The 4,629-nt window shown below is 64.6% G+C and carries 5 protein-coding genes and 1 pseudogene; 2 read left to right on the forward strand and 4 right to left on the reverse strand.

Annotated elements, in window-relative coordinates; genetic code table 11:
* The 4 genes and pseudogenes from RHBS_RS24695 to RHBS_RS24710 form a co-directional block, all read right to left on the reverse strand.
* Positions 1-84 (reverse strand): twin-arginine translocation signal domain-containing protein (locus tag RHBS_RS24695; protein ID WP_128646723.1); only part of this gene is annotated, 84 nt, incomplete at its 3' end.
* 28 nt (positions 85-112) lie between these two features.
* A complete protein-coding gene (locus RHBS_RS24700) occupies positions 113-1,003 on the reverse strand; it encodes a carbohydrate ABC transporter permease (RefSeq protein WP_121871367.1) in 891 nt (296 codons plus the stop codon).
* Positions 1,000-1,931, reverse strand: a pseudogene (locus tag RHBS_RS24705) (carbohydrate ABC transporter permease). The gene RHBS_RS24700 and the pseudogene RHBS_RS24705 overlap by 4 nt, the downstream one beginning before the upstream one ends.
* A gap of 134 nt (positions 1,932-2,065) precedes the next feature.
* Positions 2,066-2,974: a L,D-transpeptidase gene (locus RHBS_RS24710; protein ID WP_128646719.1), complete on the reverse strand. Its 909-nt coding sequence runs from the start codon at positions 2,972-2,974 to the stop codon at positions 2,066-2,068.
* Positions 2,975-3,270: 296 nt separating this feature from the next.
* On the opposite strand from RHBS_RS24710, the gene RHBS_RS24715 reads away from it, so the two are divergent.
* Both RHBS_RS24715 and RHBS_RS24720 read left to right on the forward strand, forming a co-directional pair.
* Positions 3,271-3,990: a glycosyltransferase family 2 protein gene (locus RHBS_RS24715; RefSeq protein WP_128646721.1), complete on the forward strand. Its 720-nt coding sequence runs from the start codon at positions 3,271-3,273 to the stop codon at positions 3,988-3,990.
* The coding region (locus RHBS_RS24720) for an acyl-CoA dehydrogenase family protein (protein ID WP_187298620.1) at positions 3,987-4,629 on the forward strand (643 nt) is incomplete at its 3' end. The genes RHBS_RS24715 and RHBS_RS24720, both read left to right, overlap by 4 nt.

Below are 4,629 nucleotides of genomic sequence, written 5' to 3' on the forward strand. Positions count from 1 at the left end.
GCCGCTGCACGCAGCGAGGGCAGCAGCGGCGGCAGCCGCACCGGTGAGCGTGAGGAAACCACGCCGATTGATGATGTGTGCCATGGTGTTCGACTCCTGATAGTGAGGTGAATCAGCCCTTGACCGCACCGGAGGTGAGGCCCTTGATCATGTGGCGTTGCAGGACGAGAAAGACGAGAAGGATCGGCAGAATGGTCAGCACCGTCGCGGCCATCACCGCACCCCAGTTGGTGTAGCCCTCGCTGTTCTGGAGCAGCGTCAACCCCACCGGAAGCGGTGCGACCGACGAGTCGTCGGACATCAGGAACGGCCAGAGGTACTCGTTCCATTCGGTGACGATCGTGATGATGGCGAACGCAACCATGGTCGGGCCCGACAGCGGCAGGATCACCCGGAACATCAGCCGTACCGGCCCGGCACCGTCCATCCGCGCGGCTTCGATGATCTCCGGCGGCAGCGACAGGAAGTGATTGCGCATCAGGAAGGTACCGAAGGCGACACCGGCCAGCGGAATGATGATGCCCTGGAACGAGTTCCGCCATCCCAACTCGGAGATGAGCGAGTAGTTGGAGATGACGGTGATCTGATTGGGCACCATGAGCGCGGCGATGATGACGAGAAAGACGATGTTCTTGCCCGGGAAGCGCAGGAACACCAGACCGTAGGCGCTGAGAACCCCGAGAACGAACTTGATGGACGACACGGCCGTGGTGATGATGATGGAGTTGCGTAGATACGTGAAGAACGGCACCTCCGTCGTCGCCTCGTCGTAGTTCTGTGGATGAAACACGCTGGGCCACCACGTGACCGGCTGAACGTAGATGTCCGGTCGATCCTTGAAGGAGGTGATCAGGATCCAGAACAGTGGCAGCCCGATCATCAGCAGGACGGCGACCATGGCCGCGTATCCGAGGATGTTCGCGCTACGACGCGCACGGTGCTGGTCGCGCGGCCCTGGCACCTTCTCCGGTGTGGCCGTCCGAGGCTTGTCGGTCACAGTCATCGCTGATCGTCTCGATCCATGATTCGTACCTGCACGAGGGTGACGATCAACAGCACGAGGAACAGGATCGTCGCGACAGTGGCGCCGTAGCCGGCCCGGAAGTTGCGGAACGTCTCCTCGTAGACCTGATAGACCATCGTGGTGGTGCCGGTGCCGAGCGGGCCGCCGCGCGTCATGACGTTGATGATGTCGAAGACTGGAGCGAATTGAGCAGCACCGTGATGGAGAGGAAGAACGTCGTCGGACGCAGTTGCGGCAGAAGCACTTTGCGGAACGTGGTCCAGCGGCTCGCCTGATCGATCTCGGCCGCTTCCATCAATTCCTTACGCACGCCCTGCAGGGCCGCGAGGTAGATGACGAAGGTGTAGCCCAGGTTCTTCCAGAGGTACGTCACGGTGATCATGACCATGGCCCACTTGGGGTCCTGATAGAAATCCGGAACGGCGCCGAGACCGAAGCGTCGCATCAGATCCTGGACCAGCCCGAAGTTGGGGTCGAAGACGAACTGGAACGCGATACCGATCGCGGCACCCGAGATGACGTACGGGGCGAAGACGGCGGAGCGAACGAAGTTGCGGCCCCTGAGCTTTCGATCGAGCAGCAGTGCCAACACCAGGCCGAGAACCAGTGAGCCCACCACTGCGGCGACCGTGAACACGACAGTGTTGCCGACGATTTGCCAGGTGTCCTCGCGGGAGGCCCACTCGCGGTAGTTGTCGAAGCCGACGAACGTGGAGGTCGGCGAGGACAGGTTCCAGTCGAAGAACGAGAACTGGAAGTTCTCGACCAGCGGCCGATAGGTGAACACGCCCAGCAGAACCAGGTTGGGGCCCACCAGAATCAGGAAGAGCGCGTAATCGGTCCACGGCCGCGAGAAGAAACGCTTCTCGCGTGCCCTGGGCAGCACTCGTTCGGTTGTTGCACTCACCGCGAGGACTGTGCTCAGTCTCGGCTAACGAACGGTGAATTCGGCCCCAACGTGTGCCGTCACGCAGACCAAATGCTGCGCAGTGGTGCGGTTATGTGCCCGCTATGGCACTCAACCGCACCACTGCAAAGCACTCAACGGTTCCAGTCTCCGAGGCCGTCGGATCCGCTGAGGGTGCCGCCGTCGGTGTTGACGACGATGACGGGGTCGCCCTTCTGGACGTTCTCGAAGAACCACTTGCCGTCTTCGGTGCTGACGTTGAGGCAGCCGTGCGAGGCGTTGGAGTAGCCCTGCTGCGATTCCGACCACGGGGCCGCGTGCACGAAGATGCCGCTGTAGGAGATGCGCGTCGCGTACTCGACGTACGTGCGGTAGCCCTCCTCGGAGTCGATGGGGACGCCGTAGGTGGACGAGTCCATGTACATGTCCCGGAATCGCTCGCCGACGATGTAGGTGCCGTTGGGGGTTTCGTGGCCGACCTTGCCCATCGAGGTGGGCATGGTGCGGACGACCTCGCCGTTGCGGGTGACGGTGATCTGCTTGGTGTTGTCGTCTGCGGTGGTGATGATGGAGTCGCCGGTGGAGAACTCGGCTTTCGCGCCACCTGCCTCGACGGTTACCTGGGTGTGCGCCGGGTAGAACTCGTTGGGCAGCCACCGGACCTGGGTGTCGTTGATCCAGTAGAAGTGCCCGGCTACGGACGGGGTGGTGGTGACGCGGATGGCGCGGAGCGCGGCATCGCGATCGCCGATGGCCTCGTCGAAGCGGATCGCGATGGGCTGCGCGACGCCGACGACCTCGCCGCCGGAGGGGCTGATGCTCGGATCGGAGAAGTTCGCAGGCGCGAGTTGTGGAGTGAGCTGCTGCGGCGCGGGTGCAGCCGGATCCGAGGACCCCGGCATTCCGGGGATGGAGACGTCCGGGCCGCCCGGCCACAGTGGCGCGGCCTGTGCGGAACCGAATGCGGCGGACGCAGCAAGGGCTGTACCTGCAACGATCGCGCCGATACGGGCGAATCTGCGTGTGCGAACCGGTGATGCCATGTAACCCGACCATCCTTCGTGCTGCGTCGCGACACCCACGAACAGTGCTGCCGCGGGGCAACGCCCATTAACACATACCGCCCCGACATTTGCTAATCGGATATCGACGAAACGGCCGAAAGAAACCGCGAGTACGAGTATCTTCCCGCAACCGGTCCCGAGAGCTGTCTCTGCAGGCCAGGACGCATGTGTCGGCAGCCGGGGAACGGGTATGTGCGAGGGGAGCACATCCCGTCCAGACACCGGCGGTTTCCGAAACGGACTCTTCTTCGTCCGGTGTCCGAAAAGGGTGGACCGTGATCTCCGATGCTTTCCCCCGTACCCCTGTCAGCCACATCGTCGTCGTCGTACCCGCGCACAACGAGCAGGATCTGCTCGACGCGTGCCTGACTGCCCTGGCGCGAGCACAACGCCGCGTCGTGGACGTGGCCTCGGCGTCCGTCTCGACGATCGTCGTGCTCGATGCGTGCACCGACGACTCCGCGCTCATCGCGGCACGTCATCCGTCCGTGTCGGCTGTCGAGGTGGCTCATCGCAACGTCGGAGCGGCCAGAGCCGCCGGATTCGCGACGTACGCCCCCGAACACTGCGCATCCACCTGGTTCGCCACCACCGATGCCGACACCCGGGTGGGTGAGGACTGGCTGCTCGGCCATCTCCGGCACGCCGCAGAGGGTGCTCGAGCGATAGCAGGAACGGTGGCCGTCGATTTCGAGGGCCACGTCGAGGAGAACCTCGGGCTGAGGTCGTCGTACGACGCGCACTACCGAAACGAGTTCGGCCACCCACACGTGCACGGTGCCAACCTCGGTGTCCGAGCGGCGGAGTACCTCTCCGTCGGCGGATTTGCACCACTGACCACCGGCGAGGACCACGATCTGGTTCGACGCCTCGAGCTCGGCGGCATCGAGTGCCGTCGGGTGTGCGACATTCCGGTCACGACCTCGGGTCGGCTGCGCGGCAGAGCGCCCGACGGCATGGCCGGATTCCTACGTTCCCTGGAGGCCACCGCATGAGCGAGACCGGTTTTCTCGAATCCACCGACCGAACAGACATCGAGACCGGACTGCGCGCCGCGTTCTTGGCGTTCGAGGCGGACGGTCGTCTCGACCTCGCGCTGCCCGGCTCGGGATACACCGACCTGCGCTGGCAGTCGCTCGCCGCCCTGAGCCGACACAACACGGTGCTGGGCCGGTGGTCCGAGGCGCATACCGACGCGATCGCGATCCTGCACGAACTCGACGGCCCGACGCCGCAGCGCGGGCAGATCTGGGGAGTGTGGGCTGCGGAACCGCCTGCGCCGATTCTCGAAGCGGTGCTGGAGGATTCGGGCTGGGTTCTCACCGGAACGAAACCGTGGTGCTCGGGTGCGTCACTGTGCACGCACGCTCTGGTCACCGCGCGGGTGGAGGGCAGTCCGCGGCTGTTCGCCGTCGATCTGACGCATCCGGGCGCAACTCCGGTACCGAACACGTGGCATGCGGTGGGGATGAGCGAGAGCGATTCCGGCTCGGTCGCATTCGACAACGTCCCGGCCGTTGCGGTCGGCGGACCGACCGACTACCTCACCCGGCCGGGCTTCTGGCACGGGGCCATCGGGGTGTCGGCAGCGTGGTTCGGGAGCGCGTGCGCGGTGGCGGACACGCTGCATGCCG

This window comes from Rhodococcus sp. BS-15 (genome assembly GCF_000813105.1).
Taxonomy (GTDB): Bacteria; Actinomycetota; Actinomycetes; order Mycobacteriales; family Mycobacteriaceae; genus Rhodococcoides.